Source organism: Dyella sp. ASV21, from assembly GCF_016428975.1.
GTDB lineage: Bacteria > Pseudomonadota > Gammaproteobacteria > Xanthomonadales > Rhodanobacteraceae > Dyella.
Genome location: NZ_JAELTT010000078.1, coordinates 1 through 17,537, shown reverse-complemented (window position 1 = coordinate 17,537; position 17,537 = coordinate 1). Strand labels below are relative to the sequence as shown.

Below are 17,537 nucleotides of genomic sequence, written 5' to 3'. Positions count from 1 at the left end.
GCCGCCTGGGCGGTCGCCGTTTCGGCCTGCACGCGCATCAAATGTGCTTGTGCGGGACTGAGCATGATCAGCCCTTGCTCCAGTCGCCGAACTCGATGTTCTCGACCAGCACCGCCAAGCCGTTGTCTTCGACCACGTAGGCGTCGTTGCTCGATTCGTAGTTGGCGATGCGGTTGCGCTTGGGCTCATCGATCATCTGGCGACGGCGGCCACCCGTCTGGTAGTAGATCGAGAGATTGTCCGGGCGGGTGATGAGGATGGAGGTGGCCGGGAAGAACGGCACCACCAGGCCGGACAAGCCGCCGATACTGCGCTGACTCACCAGCAGCTGGGATGCCAGTTCATCGGTCGCGCGCTGGTCGCGATTGAGGGTCGGGAAGTACTTGTCGTGCATCAGCTTGCGACCAACGATCACGCGCAACCCAGTGTCTTCCTGGTACCAGGGGTCCAGCAGGGTCATGGCGTCGTACACCAGGGCATCGAGGTTGGCATAGTCGCCACCGGGGCCGACGCGTACCTTGCCTTCGGTCTTGCCGCGCGACATGACACGGGCCGGTGCCTGCTCGCGCAGGTTCTGGAGCCATCCCTTGTTGACGTCTTCCAGCATCGGGTACTTGCTGAGGTCCGTCTCGTCGGCGACCTTGATGCCGTTCCAGCCGATCATGATGCGGTCCAGTGCCTGGCGTTGTGCGATGGCGATGGACAGGCGCGTCTGGAAGTCCTGGAACTTGGCCCAAGCATCGAGCAGGGCGTAGGGGAATGCCGTGTCGAAGTTGGTTTGCGCGCACTGGTACTTGCGGCTCTTGAGATCGCTGACATTGCGAGGGTTGCGATCTTTCGTGTTGGTGTCGGTGCGGCTCGCAATCGGACCGGACGGACCCAGGCGCAGCTTCTCGCCAGACGCTTCGGTGACGCCCGGCATGTTGATCATCTGGAGGAATGCGCTCGATTCCTGGATGGCCGTTTCCAGGCGCTGCTGGATGGTCGGCTCCACGGAAAACTGCACGGTGGCGTCCGGGACACTATTCAGCTCTGCAATGCGCGCGGTGAGCTGGTTGAAGACAAGGCGGGTGGGGTTCTGCATGGTTCCCTCGGGGTGTGTTTGGTGGGTGTTGGCGCGTGCGCTACGCGTCAGAACTGGGTCTGCGTGGCGTGGCTGCCATCAGCGGCGGGGCGCGGGTTGCCCGGCTTCTCGGTGCTGTTGAACAGCTTCTCCAGGGCGTCCAGACGCGCGCCATACTCGCCCAGCTGGGTGGCATTGGCCTTGATCTGGCCATCCACGGTCTGGAATTGACGGGCGGTGCTCTGGCTCTGCGCTTCGCCGTGCTCGGCGACTTCCTCGACCGCAGCGGCCAGGTCGTTGAAGCGGGCGTCATCGGTCGCGTGCTTGGCGGCGAACATCTTTTTGATGCGGGCCAGTACGCCGGGTGCTTCGGTCGATTCGTCCACGAACTCCAGCTCGGCTTCTTCCGCTGCCGTGAACAGGTTCTCGGGGTTCTGTTTGCGGGCCTTGAATGGACTGGCGTCCGGGTTCTTGGCCGCAAACTCCAACATTTCGGTGCCCAGGCTGGCCGGGTTGTCGGTGACTGCCAGGCCGATCAGGTAGGCCTTGCCGCTGTCGGCAAACTTGGTGTTGACCTCCATGGAGGTGAATACCTTCTGGCCCTTCTTGGTCATGGCCACCAGGTCTTCGGTGGGCGTGATGACGGCGAAGAGCTGCAACTTGCCCTGGTCGTTCGTGGCCGTGCTGAGGGACTCGACAAAGCCGTAGTTGCGGAACGGGCTATCCGGGATGATGCCGCGATAGTGTTCCAGGTTGATGGTGGCGGTGTACGTGGCCGGGTCGTAGCTTTCGGCCATCTGCGTCAGCCAGGCGCGCTCGATGGTGCGCCCGTCAGCGGTAGCGCCCTCGGTCGCAATGCGGAACTTCTTGGACTTCTTTGCCATGCGGCAATGCCTCGGTAGGTGGTGGGATCGGTGCTAGGTGGCCAGCATCGGGAGCACCGCCACCACCGGCAACGCGCGGTGGTTCTGTACACATCACGCTAGAACCGGCGACAAGCGAGCGGTGGCGAATCGATCCCTACGCTGTCGCGCATGCTCTTACCTCCTGTTGCCACCGATCCCCGCACCATTGCGCGCAGCCTTTACTTTCAAGGCTGGAGCGTCACGGCCATCGCCGCGCAGATCGGCCTGGCGCGTCCCACCGTAGAGTCGTGGAAACAACGCGACGGCTGGGCCTGCGCCAAACCCATCGACCGGGTTGACGCCGTGCTAGAAGCACGGCTGTGTCAGCTCATTGCCAAGGAGCGAAAGGACGCGCACGACTTCAAGGAGATCGATCTACTCACGCGCCAAGTGGAACGCATCGCCCGCGTGCATCGCTACGAGGCGCCCGGTGGCCATGAGGGCCATCTCAACCCGAACGTAGCCAACCGCAATGCGGGTCCGAAAAAGAAGCCCATAGCGAATGAGTACAGCCCGGAGCAGGCCGCACGCCTCCGCGAAGCGTTCATGGACTCGCTCTTTGAATATCAGCGGTCTTGGTACAACGCCGGCCTCACGGAGCGTATCCGCGCCATTCTCAAGTCACGCCAGATCGGCGCCACCTGGTACTTCGCACGCGAAGCGCTGGTGGACGCGATCGACACGGGGCGCAATCAGATTTTCCTATCGGCGAGCCGATCTCAGGCGAATGAATTTCGCAAGTACATGGTCAGCTTTGCCATGGAGGCTGCTGGCATCGAGCTAAAGGGCGGTCGAGACACGCCCATCATCCTGCCGAACGACGCCAACCTTTACTACCTGGGCACCAACTCGCGCACTGCCCAGGGCTATCACGGCAATCTCTACTTTGACGAGTTCTTTTGGGTTCACTCGTTCATTCAGCTGCGCAAGCTCGCGTCCGGTATGGCGATCCACAAGAAGTGGCGCCAAACGCTCTTTTCGACGCCATCGGCGCTTAGCCATGACGCTTACCCGTTCTGGAGCGGAGCGCACTACAACAAGGGCCGCGCGAAGGCGGACCGCGTGGACATTGACGTAAGCCATGCGGCGCTGGCCAAGGGCGTGCGATGCGCAGACGGCATGTACCGCCAGATCGTGACCGTGCTGGATGCACAAGCCGGTGGCTGTGATCTGTTCGACCTTGACCAGTTGCGGCTGGAGTACAGCGCGGACGAGTTCCAGCAGCTGCTGATGTGCCAGTTCATTGATGACACCGCTTCGGTGTTTCCGTTCGCGCTGGTGAAACGGTGCATGGTGGATAGCTGGGATGTGTGGGAGGACTTCCGACCCTACGCGCCCAAGCCCATCGGCGATGCGCCGGTCTCCATTGGCTTTGACCCCTCCAAGGGCGTAACCGGTGGCGATCCATCGGGCTGCACGGTCAACGCCTTGCCCGAAGGTGCGCGCGATGCGTTTCGCGTGCTGGAGAAGCACCAATGGCCTGGTCAGGACTTCGACGCGCAAGCCGGCAATATCAAGCGCCTGCGTGACCACTACAACGTTGTGGATATCGCTATCGACACCACCGGCATGGGCACGGGCGTCTATCAGCTCGTCAAGCAGTTTTTCCCCCAGGCGCGCGCTATCCAGTACTCACCGGAGAGCAAGGCGATGATGGTCATGAAAACGCAGGACGTGATGGGCAAGGGTCGCCTGGAATGGGATGCCGGGTGGACTGACCTTGCCGCTGCCTTTATGGCCATACGCAAGACCATGACCCCGAGCGGGCGTCATGTGACCTACGACGCCAGCCGATCCGCCGACGTTGGCCACGCTGACTTGGCCTGGTCGGTCATGCATTCCCTCATCTACGAACCACTGGAGGGCGGCGGCGCCCACAGCCAGGCCTGTATGGAGATCTTCTGATGACCAAGCACCACTATAAACCTTCGATGCCAGCTCGCTCGCCTGGACCTCCCGGCAGCGTCCAGGCATTCACCTTTGGCGAACCCGAGCCCATCGACCGTGCCACCCTGTTGGACTACATGCAGGTCTGGAATAACGGGCGATGGTACGAGCCGCCCGTGAGCGTGCAGGGGTTGGCCAACATGATGCGGGTGGCACCACACCATTCATCGGCGATCTTCATCAAACGCAACCTGCTGTTGTCCAGCTTTGAGCCTACCAGCTACCTCACGGTGGCCGAGTTCGAAGCTTTTGCTACCGACTATCTGGTGTTCGCCCATGCGTACCTGGAACAGGTACCGGCCCTGTCGGGTCGTGTGCTACGTCTCAAGCGGTCGCCGGCGCTGTTCACCCGCGTGGGGGTGAAGGGTGGGCCTTGCTGGTTCGTGCCCAACGCTGGCCCGGCTTACGAATTCACCAACCCGGTGACGATGCTATTCGCGCCAGACGTGAGCCAGGAAGTCTATGGCGTGCCGGAGTACCTCAGCGCGTTGCATGCGGCGCAGCTCAACAAATCGGCCACGTTGTTCCGTCGCAAGTACTACGACAACGGCTCGCACGCGGGTTTCATCTTGTACCTCACCGACCCGGCACAGAAGCAGGACGACGTGGATGCGTTGCGCCAGGCGCTCAAGGATTCCAAGGGGCCGGGAAACTTCCGCAATCTGTTCATGCACGCGCCAGGCGGCAAGAAAGACGGCTTGCAGCTCATCCCGATTAGCGAAGTGGCAGCCAAGGATGACTTTGCGTCGATCAAGAACACCAGCCGAGATGACGTGCTCGCGGCACATCGTGTGCCGCCGCAGTTGCTTGGCATGATCCCCACCAATGCTGGCGGCTTCGGCGATGTGGAGAAAGCCAAGCGGGTGTTCATGGAGAACGAGATCGCGCCTATCCAAGCCAAAATGCTTGGGCTCAATCATGTGCTTGGCGTGGAGGCGTTCCGATTCAGGCAAGTCGCGGAGTCATCTGTCTAGAGACGGCAACGTGTATGCCGTTCTGGCCATGTTCGTATGGCGGCATCTATTCAGCTGTGTTGAAGTTGGCGTGCCTTGGCTGAATGACCAACGTAGACAGGGGGACGGCAATCGTGAACAAAGCGAAATGGGCTGAACGGTTTATAGGGTGGGTAGCAGGTTGGAATGATGCCTTTCACGCTGTCCTTGAGCGTCGACACATTGCCGGCGTTAGACAGATGTTTGGCGATCCAGCTGACGATCAAGACAAGTTCGACGATCGCGTAAAGGAGTGGCGCCAGTTCTACTATGGTCGAATGACAACGACGGCTGCGCTTCTAATTGGTCTGATTTCGATTGGCGTTGCTGTTCTATCGCTGATCGTTTCCTTGGTGGCCCTGGTGGTCGCGTGGAAGGGAGGCGCTTTGTTCGAGAGTTCATTTTTCACCCGTTATGTGTGCTGAAAGCAACAAATATGTTGCATGCAACAAAAGTGTTGCTATAATGGTTCCAACGGAACGGCATGGCAGGGAGGCGATGAAGTACAGCGAGTTCATCCGGTGGCTTAGGGCGCAAGGCGTGATCTTTGAAAGGCAGCGCGGTAGTCACCAGTTCGTGAGGTACAACGGGAAAACAACGGTAGTTCCCAACCATGGCTCCAAAGAGATACCCGAGCCGCTAAGAAAGAAGATCATCAGAGACCTCGGCCTGTAACGGGCCGGGGTGTTTTCAGGAGGAAACCATGCGTTACGCGGTTAAATTGGTCGAGGCAGACGGCGCTTTTGTAGCGACGTGCCGCGACCTGCCCAGCTTCAACAGCGTGGGCGATACAGTAGAAGAAGCGTTGCGTGAGTCCGTTGACGCCATCGCACTGTCGTTGCAAGGCTATATGGACGCCCGCGAGCCGATCCCTGTGGCCACAGACAAAAAGCGAGGCGAGCACTGGGTGTACCTGCCTGCGCTGGATGTGGCCAAGGTTGGACTTTACCAAGCGATGCTGGCCAAGGCGCTGCGCAAATCGGACCTGGTGCGATTGCTTGGCGTTCACGGTCCGCAGGTGGATCGTCTGCTCGACTTGGCGCACAAGTCTAAGCTGGAGCAGGTTGATGATGCACTTGGGAAGCTTGGATACCGCGTGCAGGTGACGGTGGAGCCGATGACCGCCAGGCGTGCAGCCTAGCGCGGTGGTGTATCCTCGGCCTACGGTGATTGCGCTGGCTGAGGCGCGCCCGCTGCGGGGTTCCCAAGTCGCCTAAGCGCAGACATAAGACGCGGCAATCCATCTGGACTGAAAGCCGGATATAAGCACCGTCCACCGTAAAAAGCCCTGCCATTGGCGGGGTTTTTTTTGTGCGCTGGTCATCGGTTATCCCCGCCGGTGTGGGGCGAGGCGGCAGTACTCGCTAGGCCTCTCCATTCTGGTGCTTGCGCCCGACATGCTCGTTGTCGTCCCTATGGCGAAGCTGGATCTGTGGTTCGCGGTTTCCCAAGCCATGAGACTCGGCCGGCGTAGGTTTGCGGCATGAGCCAACCGATAGTCATTGAATGGGAGCGCTTGAGCCTGGACGGGGATTTCCTCGACTACTACCTAGCGCGCATGGTTGAGCCTTACACCACAGGGAACTTCGCCACGGTTTACCGAGACGGTCCCCTGTGGCGCCTGGTCTGGTATCCGAACCTGATCTCAACGCAGGTCCAATCCTTCGAGCTGCCATCCATCGAACCGGCCCGGCGCCGCGTGGAGCGCTGGGCGGCCAGGCAGTGGTCGCGGCTGCGTGAGCTGGAGCATCCCGGCTATTGCGCCTTCTACGCTTATGAGCGTCATGCCCTGGGTGTATCCTCGAAACACTCATAGCCATGGCTGGGCGAGCAATGTGCTATTCAGCGCAGATCGAAGCCGACTACGACAAGTTCGTACGCGAATGGGGCGCCGTCATCAGCCTCAAGTGCTTCGTTGAGCTGTTCTGGGAGAAGCGCAAGGATGGCGGGTGGTCAAAGATCCCCAAGGCCATGCGCGAAGCGTTCCGCAAGCCCGCTGGCGAAGATGGGTTCGAGCTGGCCAAGCTCGTCGCCGAGGGCGACCGGGAGCAGGCAGATAAGTACCAGGCCGAGTTGGACGCCCAGCAAAAGCGCCTGGCCAAGGCCGAGGCCGTTCTGGCTGGCCCGAAACCCACCAAAAAGGCCGCCGAGGATCAGCGGATCGCCACGAACAAAGTGAAGTCCGCGCGCCGCAACCTGGACGATCTGACCCGCAAGGAGCTGGTCGACAAGGACTCGCGGATCTATCCGGGCGTATGGGCGCCGGTCATGATCGAGAAGGACGGGCAGCGCATCGTCGTGCCCATGCGCTACCAGTGCCGGCTTCCCGGGTGGACCGAAGCCATCGAGCGCAAGTACCCCGGCACTTATAACGCTCGCCGTGACAAGCTCGAGGAATCCTGGGGAAAGCTGTTTGGCCACCGGCACGGCATCATGATCGTCAACCGGTTCTACGAGAACGTGTCCCGCCACAAAATGGAGGGCAGGGAGCTGGTACCGGGCGAGAAGGAAGAGAACGTCGTGCTGGAGTTCGACCCGCGACCGCCGCAGGAGATGCTGGTGGCCTGCCTGTGGAACATGTCCCCTGGGGCCGACCACGGAACCGACCTTTTCAGCTTCGCCGCCATCACCGACGAGCCGCCGCCCGAGGTCCTGGCGGCTGGCCACGACCGCTGTATCGTCCCTATCAAACCCGAGCACGTCGATGCGTGGCTCAGCCCTGACCCGAACAACCTGGAGGCGCTGTACGCCATCATTGATGACAGGGCGCGTCCGTACTACGCACACAAGGAGGCGGCATGAATTCGCCCTTGGCACCCGCGCCCGTCAGCCGACTCCGCGACCCCCAGCGGGTGGCTACTACAACCGCAGCAGCAGCGCAGGGAAGGCGCTGAAGGCGATTCGCCCAAGCACGACACCGGCGACATTCACCCACAGCATCTTTGCGTAGGTAAAGGCCGAGGGGTCGGCGTCAATCGAGATTCGGCTGACCGCATCGTCAGTGGCCAGGTGCCAAACAGGGTAGATGCAGAAAACGGCGAGCAATACAGCCAGCACCAGGGCCTCCTCCCATGTCTCGCGTCGCCAGTCGCGCACGTGCCTATAGATGGCAGTGGCAATGCACGTTGCTGCGACCACCATAAGCAGCCAGCTTAGGCCGCCGTCGTATAGCGCCTTGATCCAGTCCCACATGCGTCGATGTCTCCGGTTGAATTACCCCGCCCCGGAACGGTTATCGGCGCGGTCAGCGCTGGGCTTGATGGTGGAAAGTGAGACGAGCCGCACAGGTCGCGCTTCACGTGCCGCGCGCGCTTGCGATGAGGCATGGGCACGGGTCAGCGCGCATCGCGCTTAGAGGCAATCGTGGGGCGACCCAGGGGTGGTCAATGTTTGATCATCCCGGCCCGCCTTTACCCCAGCGCGCGCGGTCGTCCCCCCTCCTCGCCTGCGCGCTTCTCCCCCCTCTTTTGATGCGATTAATGCAGACAGCAAAACGGCGCCACGGCAGGCGCCGTCAGGGTGTATTACGTGGTTATCCGTGATGCGGTTTGATGCAGTAGTGAAGCGCGTCTACCTGGCCAGGCTCCAAAGCCCATTCTCATTGACCCAGGCGCGCTCGTGGGTGAGATCAATTCGACCATCACCCCACGGCTCTAGGAAGGCAATGGCATCGTGCAGCGCGAGCTTACCGAACAGCTGACACAGGTCCGAGATGTCGAACCAGCCGCCGCTGGCTAGGCACTTGGCGCGCAACGGTTGTTCACGGAAGAAGAAGACAGGCAACTCGGCGTCCATGTGTCGTCCTGACGGCTAGGAGAAAAGGGTGGGGGAGCAAGCAGTGAACCGGAAGGCAGGATGCCAGAAAAAGGCTTATAGATCATTGAGTTAAGTGGTTCATTGGGCAGTGAACCGCAATGAACCGGAAGTGAAAAAGCGGATAACTTCAATAACTTACGGATAGCCTCGGAATGAACCGAAAAATGAACCGGGTTCACTCGGGTTCATTTGGGAGTGAACCGGAGAAGTCAGTGTAAGTATATGAATCATTGGAAATATATTTACTAACTAACTAACCGGTTCACTCGGTTCACTGTTTCTGTACCCCCTCCGTAGAAGCCTGACATTGTGGAGCCTATTAAGTGCTGCTAAGGCAGTTTGCCGCCATGATTCCTGGTCAGCGATGCCACTGAGGCTTGGCGTGCACGCAAGGACGTGAGTGGGAATCTCTACTGGTAGGCGTTATGCCGGCCTTGCCTTATGACGCTGGTCGCGCCCATTGCTTTACACACCCACTGGCGCATCACCGCTGTCGCCCTGTCCACGCTGGAGGATCTCACCGACCATGGCGTCGAGCTGGCCACGGATCGCCATGGCCTGGGTGTTGAGCAGCATGTAAAGGTGGCCATGGTCCACCAGGCCGGCTTCGAGCCCTGCAGAAAGCGCACCGGCAAGGCTGAGGATGGTTCCCACGGTGCAACATCAGTGGTTGTGTTGCACTTTATGTTACGCCGCGTGGTTAGAAACCCGCGAAAATGGCCGGTGAATGCCGGAAAAAAATCGAAGCAAGATAGCCCTCAACCTCATACGCACCAGTTCTTCCGGCTTAATCCGGCGGATAGGCGTGTGACGGTGGCGCCGATGCCCTATAGACCTGACGCCTGGATCGCTGCATAAACAAATATGACCTCGGCCGCACGCCGACCGAGGTCATATTATTTAAGTCACCTTTCAATAAATGAAATCAAAAAAGATCCAATAAATGCAAGAGTCGCGAGCCCACAAATAGTGAAGGCAACCAAGTTGGAGCGTACCTTCCTATTCCTCCAAAACGCCCAGGACAAGTAGGCAGCAATAAGAGTAAGTCCGACAAAAACGCTGAATGGCATCGCATCATGGGTTGACCAGTGGGCGTGAGGGTCACCATTCATGATAGCGCTCAGTGTTAGTAGCGAGATCAGAAGCAAGGCGGCGGATACCACCAAATTTGCAACAGATCGTGCGAATATCTGCGTGGAACTCATAACGACTCCTTGGGCCTCAATACCGCGAATAGCCGAGGATCACTCCCTGGACTTGACTCGAACAAACTATTGCGCCACGACCGTACAGGTCGTGGTCTGTGCGTCCGACGGACCCGTGCGCACACACGCGACAATCCAAGTCCCACCTTCCCTAAAAACGGGCACGCCTACCGGCAAGCCAATGTTGTTGAAGTTCTGTGACTGACGATATGCAGCATCGACTCCACCTGGTGTGTTCGGAAACACATAGCGCTGATTGTTATTTGACCCGCCAACGGCTTGATCAGGGTTTTCAGGAATTGGATTCCCTACAGCATCTTTGCTCGCACCCTTCTTATATTGCCACTCGCCTTGATCGGTGTTGAACTCGAAAGTACTAGTGCTGCCGTCGGTAAATTTGACGGTCACTTGTATGTTTACCTGGCGCGGGAAAATCGCCTGTGTTACTGATGAGTAGCTAGCAAATGTCGACAGAGCAGCCGATAGTTGTAAGGAGGCGGCACCCCACTTGCCAGCAGCACTCATCATCTGATTAAGCGCGGCGGCTTGATTGGCAGGCGTATTAATCAGATCAAAGGCAGACAGGTCGCTACCGACAGGCGTTCCTGTACTAGCTAACGCCAGAGGATGCTCAACGCGACGCAACTGGCTTGATGCCGCCACCTTCTTGGCTGAGCTTTGCCACGAGAGCTGAATGTCCAGGGTCTGAGTTACGTCCCACAGTGCCTGGATATGATTGAAATCGTTCTGTACTGGTGCCGTAATGGGAACAAGCGATACGTGCTCTTTGTCCACATCGACCGGACTCGCAACCACGGAGTAATGTGTAATCCTCCGATTAACCATATCGAGGATGTACCAGTCGCCAGGTGGCATTCCACCACCTGCCAGGAGCTGACCAGTCTGCTGAGGCGTGCATCCGTTGCACACCTGAGAATAGCTGGTCGCTCCTGCGGCGAAGGACCAAGCCAGTCCAACAATAATAATCACTAAAAAAAAGGGATTCTTCATCGAGCTTCTCCATGTTCAAATGAACGCTATTCATTCGCGGCAACTTCCTGACCACTAATAGGGTTGGCTGCCTTAGCCAACACATCACTTGAGATTATTTGCGGCAAAAACCTCCTCAGGTCCATCTCCTTCGAAGACCTTCATGTTTTATGCATGTGCGGTCGTTCGCAATAGGAAATTCGTCGTGCACGGTAGCCCACCCCGAACGCTTTTCGCATGAAACTCATGATCGCCGCCGCAATTATCAAGCGTGATCCGAGCGTGAAATTGGGGGCACAGAGGGGCGCAAGTTCTTACCCTTTGAAGCCATCCATTCCCAAGCAAGCGCTACGAAGCTGCCGGGAATTTGGATCGCACAAAATTACGCCGTGCAAGTTTTAATGAACGTCGGAATCATTTTCGAGCGCTGTAGTTGGCAAGATTCAATTATGACTATCGACATAGACAGGCCGCCCTTCCTCGGTGAGCCGTATCAGGTGAGGATATAAAGTCTGTCAGTCGTCGTGTCACAGCTCTCGCCCTGTCCACGCTGGAGGATCTCCCCGGCCATAGCGTCGAGCCGGCCACGAATGGCCATCGCCTGGGTGTTGAGCAGGGTGTATAGATGGCCATGGTCCACCACGCCGGCTTCGAGCCCTGCAGAAAGCGCACCGGCAAGGCTGACCATCGCGTCAACTTGGAGCGTGGTCTGTTCGATCATGGCCAGGATGGTGTGTTTGTTATTCATTGCTGGTGTTCCCTTCGTTCCTTCGATAAAAGCGGGTGCGCATTCGCACCGGCCGTTATCTCAGGCAAACAACGGGCCAGTGTTGGTCAGGCCGCGCATGCCGCTGCCGATTGATCCACGGCGGTTGCACCAGGTGCGGGACGCTCTTGCACGTGCTCGGGACGTAGGTGTGTGTAGCGTTTTAAGGTCGCCCAGGAATCATGCAGCGTGAACTGCGCTACCTCTTGAATCGAGTAGCCGCGCTCAAACAGCCGCGATGTGGCCTCGTGTCGTAGGTCATGAAAATGCAGATCCTCGATGCCAAGCAGGCGGCATGCCCTGGTAAAGCCCGAGCCGATCGATCGAGGGTTGTAGGGGAATACGTAGTCGCGCGATTCCGGTTGCGCATCGATGATCGCCCAGGCGTCCGATAGCAGTCGAAAGCATCGGCGATTCCCCTTCTTTTGCCTTGGGTGCTTTACATCGTCCAGCCAGGCCACGCCGGCGGCGCGGTCCAGGTCAGCCCATTTGATTCGCGTGATTTCGTCCTGGCGCCTGGCGCTGGCCAGGGCGAAGCGGATCACGTCCACCATGGGGATTTCTGCGCGCGCATCACGGTTACCGAAATGGGCTAGCAGCAGGTCTTCTTCCGCCGGCGTTAGCCGTCGATCTCGATAGCGGGGCTTGGTGAGCAATCGCCTGGCGCGCAGCTCATGCCGAGCATCCATGAGCGCTTGCAGATTGGCGGATACCCCGAGCGACGGCCGCGCGGATTTCAACACCTGTCCGATCCATATCAGATCGTTTCCAATGGTCGCTGTGCCGGCGCCTTCTTCCGTGCGTAGCTGGGCATGGGCCAGGTAGTCGGCGACGGATAGTGCGGCGGCGGGGCGTGCGGCAATGGCGTAGCCACGCATGCGCAGCAAGTCAGCCTCTTTGGTGCGGCCCCAGTTCGCGGTCTTTCCGACCTCCTTGCGATACCAGTCAATGAGCTGGCCCAGGGTGTAGCGGGTTCCGACGAGCTCGCCCCTGGCTCGGCTAGAATCTAGCTCGGCCTCCCGCCGGCGCATCCACTCTTTGGCCAGGGACTTCTGTCCGAAGGTTTCCGACTCTGTGTGTACGACCTTGCCGCCGTCCTTAAGGCGAATCAGGGCGGTGTAGCGTGGCTTGCCGGCTTTATCGGTTCGGGTGAGGATAGTTCCCACGGTGCAACATCGGTGGTTGTGTTGCACTTTATGTTACATCGCGTGGTTAAAAACCCGCGAAAATGGCCGGTGAAGGCCGGAAACAAAACAATGCAAGATAGCCCTCAACCTAATACGCACCAACGCTTTCGGCTTAATCCGGCGGATTGGCGTGTGACGGTTGCACCGATGATGGACTGGACGGATCGCCACTGCCGGTATTTCCACCGGCTGTTGTCGCCGCATGCGCGCCTGTACACCGAGATGGTGACCAGCGCCGCCTTGGTGCGCGGCAAGCAGTTGCGCCTGCTCGAACACAGCCAGCAGGAGCACCCGGTGGCTTTGCAGTTGGGTGGCAGTGAGCCGGTGGAATTGGCCCAGGCGGCGCGTTATGGCGCGGAGGCGGGTTACGACGAGATCAACCTCAATGTGGGGTGTCCGTCCGATCGCGTGCAGTCGGGGCGTTTTGGTGCCTGCCTGATGCGGGAGCCCGCGCTGGTGGGCGATTGCGTCAAGGCGATGCGCGACGCGGTAGATGTGCCGGTGACGGTGAAATGCCGCATCGGCGTGGATGACCAGGACGACTACGCCGACCTGCAGCACTTCACCGAAGCCATGCTGGAAGCCGGCGTTGAACTGCTGGTGGTGCATGCGCGCAAGGCGTGGTTGCAGGGTCTGAGTCCCAAGGAGAACCGCGAGATTCCGCCGCTGGATTACGAGCGTGTGTACCGCCTCAAGCGGGAGTTCCCGCAACTGATCGTAGTAATCAATGGCGGCATCACCACGGTGGAACAGGTGCAAGCCCATCTCCGGCAGGTCGATGGTGTGATGCTGGGGCGCGCGGCCTATCACGACCCCTACGTGCTGGCCCGATTGGAAGCGGCGCTGTATGGCGAGCCTTTGCCCACCCGTGAAGATGTACTGCGGCACATGCGGCCCTACATCGAAGCGGAACTGGCGCGCGGCACCTCGCTCAAGCACATCAGTCGCCATCTGCTTGGCCTGTACCAGGGCGAGCCGGGGGCGCGCGGGTTCCGTCGCCGCCTGAGCGAAGGCGCCCATTTGCCGGGTGCCGGCTGGTCGCTGATCGAGGAGGCCATGGCACCGGCGCGAGTCGCGGCGTGACGTCGCGCGGCTATCCGGTCAATATTCAGCCCCGATTCCATAGTCTGAACGACGATGCCTTCCTCGCTCCCGGGATTTCGGGTTTGTTTAACAAAATGAAAACAATTAGTTGCGCCATCGCCTCGCTGTTGCTGTTCGTGGCGGCGGCCGCCTCGGCGGCCAGCCAGTCGGCGGAGCCCGCCATGTCGCTGGAGCAGGCCGTGGCGCAGGTGCAGCAAGAGACTGGCGGCAAGGTGTTGTCGGCCAGTACCGTGCGCCGAGGGCGCAGTTCGTTCGAACACCGCGTGAAGGTGCTGACCCCTAGCGGTCATGTGCGCGTGGTGACCGTGACTACGGAGGCCGGCAAGCCGGGCTCCAATGATTCGACCAAGAACCCGTCCAGTGACGGCGAGAGCAACAAGGAGAAACACTGATGCGCATCCTTTTGGTTGAGGACGAGGCTCCGCTGCGCGAGACCCTCGCCGCCCGCCTGAAGCGCGATGGTTTTGCCGTCGACGCGGCACAGGACGGCGAGGAAGGCATGTACCTGGGACGGGAAGTGCCGTTTGATCTGGCCATCATCGACCTGGGCCTGCCCAAGATGTCGGGCATGGACCTGATCAAGTCCCTGCGCGAAGCCGGCCAGCGTTATCCCATCCTTATCCTCACCGCCCGCGGCGGCTGGCAGGACAAGGTGGAAGGTCTCAAGCACGGCGCGGACGATTACCTGGTCAAGCCCTTCCACGTGGAAGAGCTGCTGGCGCGCATCAACGCGCTGGTGCGTCGTGCCAGTGGCTGGTCCAAGCCGGTGCTGGCCTGCGGTCCGATCAAGCTGGACACCACCGCACAGACCGTCGTGGTGGAAGGCAAGCCGGTGGATCTCACCAGCTACGAGTACAAGGTGCTCGAGTACCTGATGCTGCACGCGGGCGAGCTGGTCTCCAAGGCCGACCTTACCGAGCACATCTATCAGCAGGATTTCGATCGCGACTCCAATGTGCTGGAGGTCTTCATCGGCCGTCTGCGCAGGAAGCTGGACCCGGAAGGCAACCTCAAGCCCATCGAGACGGTACGTGGACGCGGATACCGCTTTGCCATCCCTCGCAGCGAATCCGACGACGAGTGATCCATTGCCGCCGCGCCGCCCCTCCTCACTGGCGGCGCGCGCGGCTCTGGCCACAGGCTTCGTGCTGGCCGCCTTTCTCGGCGTGGTCGGGCTTACGCTCAGCCGCACCGCGGCCGACAGTTCGCTGAAGGGCCTGCAGGATCGCTTGCAGAATTTCGTCGTGGCCTACCTGGCCGGCACCGAAGTGGGCCGCTCCGGCAAAGTGCTGCTGCCCGATACCCCGCCCGACCCGAGTTTCTCGCGGCCGGGTTCGGGCCTGTACGCCGTCGCCATTGGCGATAACGGGTTCAAGTGGGAATCGCCTTCGGCAATTGGGCGCGACTTCGGCTTCCTGCATCCGCTGGCGCCGGGCGAGGGCCAGTTCGTCGGCCCGGTCGATACGCGCATGGGGCGTCTGTATTACTACATCTACGGTGTAGCGCTGGATACGGCCGAGAAGAAATCGGTGCATCTCACCTTTATGGTGGCGCAGACCGAAGACCAGCTCGCCGACAAGAATGCCGTGTACCGACGCAGCCTGATCTTCTGGCTGGCGTCGCTGGGCGTGATGCTGATTCTGTTGCAGATGTTGCTGCTGCGCTGGAGCCTGACGCCGCTGCGCAAAGTGGCCACCGAAATGTCACGCGTGGAGCGCGGCGAGCGCGAGCACCTGGGCGATCAATACCCGGCCGAGCTTACCGGCCTCACCGAACGCATCAACGCCTTTATCGACAACGAGCGCGAGCAGCGCGTGCGTACGCGCAACACGCTGGCCGATCTGGCGCACAGCCTCAAGACGCCGCTGGCGGTGATTCGCTCGGGCCTGGAAACGGTCAGTGGCGAATCGCAATTGCGCGACCAGGTGCTGGAACAAGTGCGCAAGATGGATGAGCTGGTGGCCTACCAGCTCGCGCGTGCTGCCACTTCTGGCCGTCAGACCTTTGCCGCCACCGCCATCCCCATCGCCGGCCACGCCGAGGATCTGGTGCAGAGCCTGGAGAAGGTCTACGCCGCCAAGAACGTGCTGTGCGAGTTCGACATCGACGACAACGCCGCCTTCTACGGTGAGCAGGGTGATCTGCTGGAGTTGATGGGCAACCTGTTGGAAAACGCCTTCAAGTGGGCGAGCCATCGCGTGCTGCTGGTCGTGAAGATGCGCCCGGTTGCGGGCCGTCAACGCCCTGGCTTGTGGCTGAGCGTGGAAGACGATGGCCCCGGCATCGACGACGACAAGATCGAGAGCGTGCTGCAACGTGGCGTGCGCGGCGATGAGCGCGTGCAGGGCCACGGCATTGGCCTGTCCATCGTGCAGGACATCGTGCGTGCCTACGGCGGCGAACTGGTGGTGGATCGCTCACCCGAGTTCAATGGCGCACGCTTCAGCGCCAAGCTGCCGCCGAACTGATTCCCGGTGAAGCCCTGCAAAATTCAGCCTGGCGCGGGCGACGGGCCGTAGTACGCGGTGAGCAAATCGGCCACTGCGGCGTCGGCACGGCGCAAGACCGAGGGCTGCGACCAGTGCAGCTCGCTCACCACCGCAAAGAACTCATCCGCGCTTTCGGCCGCATACGGGTCGATCAAGGTATCGCGTCCGCGCGCCACGTCGTTGGAGAGGTGATCGAACGCGCGCTGGAACGCCACGATCCATTGCCGCCGCGACATGGATGGCGGCAACACCGGCACGCCATCAGGCGGGCCATCGAGCATGTCTAGCTTGTGTGCCATCTCGTGGATGATCACGTTGAAGCCGTCCCACGGTTGCTCCAGGTCCAACTGCACATCGGCGAGCGAAAGCACCAGCGGCCCGCGCTGCCAGGCTTCACCGATCAACACATCCTCGCTTTCGGTAATCACGCCGCTGCGTTCATCGTGATGGCTGCGGCGCACCTTGAACTCGCCCGGATACACCAGTACGTCGCTCCAGCCGCGCAGTGCCTTGGGGCCTTGCCGCAATACCGGCAGGCACGCCTGTAGCGCGATCAGTGCGCGCAGCCCTTCGGTGAGTTGCGCATCGGCCAGCGGGTGGAAGCGCTTGCGGGCCAGGAAGACGCCAGCGAGCCGGCGTAATTCGTTTTGGCGGGAAAGGTCCAGTCGCTGCGCCAGTGGGCAGGCGGCCAAGGCCGCGCGCCAAGTCGCATCAGCCAGCGGGGGAGGTGTTACGTAGGCGCGGATGCGCCGCCACCAGGAAATCGGCACGGGCCAAGACGGTTACTGGAGAGAACCCGGCAACAGCGATTGCCAGCCCAGGGTGGTGCGGCTTTTGCGTTGCGGCGAGGACTGGCTCCCGGTGGGGCAGTTCTCGTTATTGGACGGCGAGGAGGAGCTGGATGGCGTCACGTTCTCGCGAGACAAGCCCAGCGCGTCGCCGCCACTGCCGCCGCCCGCACCGTCATGGCTGCTGCTGCCGCTGTCCAGGGAGTGCTGCATGGCGCCCATATCCTGGCTGTCAGCGTCCATGGCCGATGCAGCATCAATGCTGCCGACACACAGTGCACAGAC

Annotated in this window: 22 protein-coding genes; 11 read left to right on the top strand and 11 right to left on the bottom strand. The window is 60.5% G+C overall.

Annotation, left to right across the window (positions count from 1 at the left end):
- Window positions 1-67 precede the first annotated feature (67 nt).
- Together JHD67_RS18470 and JHD67_RS18465 are read right to left on the bottom strand one after the other, a co-directional pair.
- A complete protein-coding gene (locus JHD67_RS18470; protein ID WP_199100663.1) occupies window positions 68-1,084 on the bottom strand; it encodes a phage major capsid protein, P2 family in 1,017 nt (338 codons plus the stop codon).
- Window positions 1,085-1,131: 47 nt separating this feature from the next.
- A complete protein-coding gene (locus JHD67_RS18465) occupies window positions 1,132-1,947 on the bottom strand; it encodes a GPO family capsid scaffolding protein (protein ID WP_199100662.1) in 816 nt (271 codons plus the stop codon).
- A 150-nt stretch (window positions 1,948-2,097) separates the two neighbouring features.
- Between JHD67_RS18465 and JHD67_RS18460 the strand changes: the two genes are divergently transcribed.
- The 7 genes from JHD67_RS18460 (at window position 2,098) to JHD67_RS18430 (ending at window position 7,709) form a co-directional block, all read left to right on the top strand.
- Window positions 2,098-3,873, top strand: coding sequence for a terminase family protein (locus JHD67_RS18460; RefSeq protein WP_199100661.1), 1,776 nt, complete (start codon window positions 2,098-2,100; stop codon window positions 3,871-3,873).
- A complete protein-coding gene (locus JHD67_RS18455; RefSeq protein WP_233172046.1) occupies window positions 3,873-4,889 on the top strand; it encodes a phage portal protein in 1,017 nt (338 codons plus the stop codon). The genes JHD67_RS18460 and JHD67_RS18455 overlap by 1 nt, the downstream gene beginning before the upstream one ends.
- Window positions 4,890-5,002: 113 nt before the next feature.
- Entirely contained in the window at window positions 5,003-5,332 is a 330-nt protein-coding gene (locus tag JHD67_RS18450) for a hypothetical protein (RefSeq protein WP_199100660.1), read from the top strand.
- Window positions 5,322-5,582 (top strand): type II toxin-antitoxin system HicA family toxin, encoded by a 261-nt coding sequence (locus tag JHD67_RS18445; RefSeq protein WP_343214396.1) that lies wholly within the window; start codon window positions 5,322-5,324, stop codon window positions 5,580-5,582. Before JHD67_RS18450 ends, JHD67_RS18445 begins: the two co-directional genes overlap by 11 nt.
- 28 nt (window positions 5,583-5,610) lie before the next feature.
- Window positions 5,611-6,048: a type II toxin-antitoxin system HicB family antitoxin gene (locus JHD67_RS18440; RefSeq protein WP_199100658.1), complete on the top strand. Its 438-nt coding sequence runs from the start codon at window positions 5,611-5,613 to the stop codon at window positions 6,046-6,048.
- 342 nt (window positions 6,049-6,390) lie between these two features.
- Window positions 6,391-6,723: a hypothetical protein gene (locus tag JHD67_RS18435; RefSeq protein ID WP_199100657.1), complete on the top strand. Its 333-nt coding sequence runs from the start codon at window positions 6,391-6,393 to the stop codon at window positions 6,721-6,723.
- Between the two features lie 17 nt (window positions 6,724-6,740).
- Window positions 6,741-7,709, top strand: coding sequence for an SOS response-associated peptidase family protein (locus tag JHD67_RS18430; RefSeq protein ID WP_199100656.1), 969 nt, complete (start codon window positions 6,741-6,743; stop codon window positions 7,707-7,709).
- Window positions 7,710-7,766: 57 nt separating this feature from the next.
- Here the strand turns inward: JHD67_RS18430 and JHD67_RS18425 are convergent, their stop codons facing one another.
- The 7 genes from JHD67_RS18425 to JHD67_RS18395 form a co-directional block, all read right to left on the bottom strand.
- Window positions 7,767-8,099, bottom strand: coding sequence for a hypothetical protein (locus JHD67_RS18425; protein ID WP_199100655.1), 333 nt, complete (start codon window positions 8,097-8,099; stop codon window positions 7,767-7,769).
- A 378-nt stretch (window positions 8,100-8,477) separates the two neighbouring features.
- On the bottom strand, window positions 8,478-8,702 hold the full coding sequence (locus JHD67_RS18420; protein ID WP_199100654.1) for a hypothetical protein: 225 nt from the start codon (window positions 8,700-8,702) through the stop codon (window positions 8,478-8,480).
- 486 nt (window positions 8,703-9,188) lie between these two features.
- Window positions 9,189-9,377 carry a hypothetical protein gene (locus JHD67_RS18415; RefSeq protein WP_199100653.1) on the bottom strand — a complete coding sequence of 63 codons (189 nt, stop codon included), beginning with the start codon at window positions 9,375-9,377 and terminating at the stop codon, window positions 9,189-9,191.
- 251 nt (window positions 9,378-9,628) lie between these two features.
- Window positions 9,629-9,928, bottom strand: a complete 300-nt coding sequence (locus JHD67_RS18410) for a hypothetical protein (RefSeq protein ID WP_199100652.1) — start codon at window positions 9,926-9,928, stop codon at window positions 9,629-9,631.
- A gap of 66 nt (window positions 9,929-9,994) precedes the next feature.
- Window positions 9,995-10,939, bottom strand: coding sequence for a hypothetical protein (locus JHD67_RS18405; RefSeq protein ID WP_199100651.1), 945 nt, complete (start codon window positions 10,937-10,939; stop codon window positions 9,995-9,997).
- 472 nt (window positions 10,940-11,411) lie between these two features.
- A complete protein-coding gene (locus JHD67_RS18400; protein ID WP_199100650.1) occupies window positions 11,412-11,666 on the bottom strand; it encodes a hypothetical protein in 255 nt (84 codons plus the stop codon).
- An 86-nt stretch (window positions 11,667-11,752) separates the two neighbouring features.
- The gene (locus tag JHD67_RS18395) at window positions 11,753-12,850 is read right to left on the bottom strand and encodes a site-specific integrase (protein ID WP_199100649.1); all 1,098 of its coding nucleotides are present in this window, start codon (window positions 12,848-12,850) and stop codon (window positions 11,753-11,755) included.
- 90 nt (window positions 12,851-12,940) lie between these two features.
- On the opposite strand from JHD67_RS18395, the gene dusA reads away from it, so the two are divergent.
- From dusA to JHD67_RS18375, 4 genes are all read left to right on the top strand, one after another.
- Window positions 12,941-13,954: a tRNA dihydrouridine(20/20a) synthase DusA gene (dusA, locus tag JHD67_RS18390; RefSeq protein ID WP_199100648.1), complete on the top strand. Its 1,014-nt coding sequence runs from the start codon at window positions 12,941-12,943 to the stop codon at window positions 13,952-13,954.
- Window positions 13,955-14,049: 95 nt separating this feature from the next.
- A complete protein-coding gene (locus tag JHD67_RS18385; RefSeq protein ID WP_199100647.1) occupies window positions 14,050-14,367 on the top strand; it encodes a hypothetical protein in 318 nt (105 codons plus the stop codon).
- Window positions 14,367-15,059, top strand: a complete 693-nt coding sequence (locus JHD67_RS18380; RefSeq protein ID WP_199100646.1) for a response regulator transcription factor — start codon at window positions 14,367-14,369, stop codon at window positions 15,057-15,059. Before JHD67_RS18385 ends, JHD67_RS18380 begins: the two co-directional genes overlap by 1 nt.
- Window positions 15,007-16,443, top strand: a complete 1,437-nt coding sequence (locus tag JHD67_RS18375; RefSeq protein WP_343214395.1) for an ATP-binding protein — start codon at window positions 15,007-15,009, stop codon at window positions 16,441-16,443. Before JHD67_RS18380 ends, JHD67_RS18375 begins: the two co-directional genes overlap by 53 nt.
- Before the next feature lie 23 nt (window positions 16,444-16,466).
- On the opposite strand, the gene JHD67_RS18370 is transcribed toward JHD67_RS18375, so the two are convergent.
- Both JHD67_RS18370 and JHD67_RS18365 read right to left on the bottom strand, forming a co-directional pair.
- Window positions 16,467-17,234: a M90 family metallopeptidase gene (locus JHD67_RS18370; RefSeq protein WP_199100645.1), complete on the bottom strand. Its 768-nt coding sequence runs from the start codon at window positions 17,232-17,234 to the stop codon at window positions 16,467-16,469.
- 12 nt (window positions 17,235-17,246) lie between these two features.
- Window positions 17,247-17,537 (bottom strand): hypothetical protein (locus JHD67_RS18365; RefSeq protein WP_233172044.1); only part of this gene is annotated, 291 nt, incomplete at its 5' end.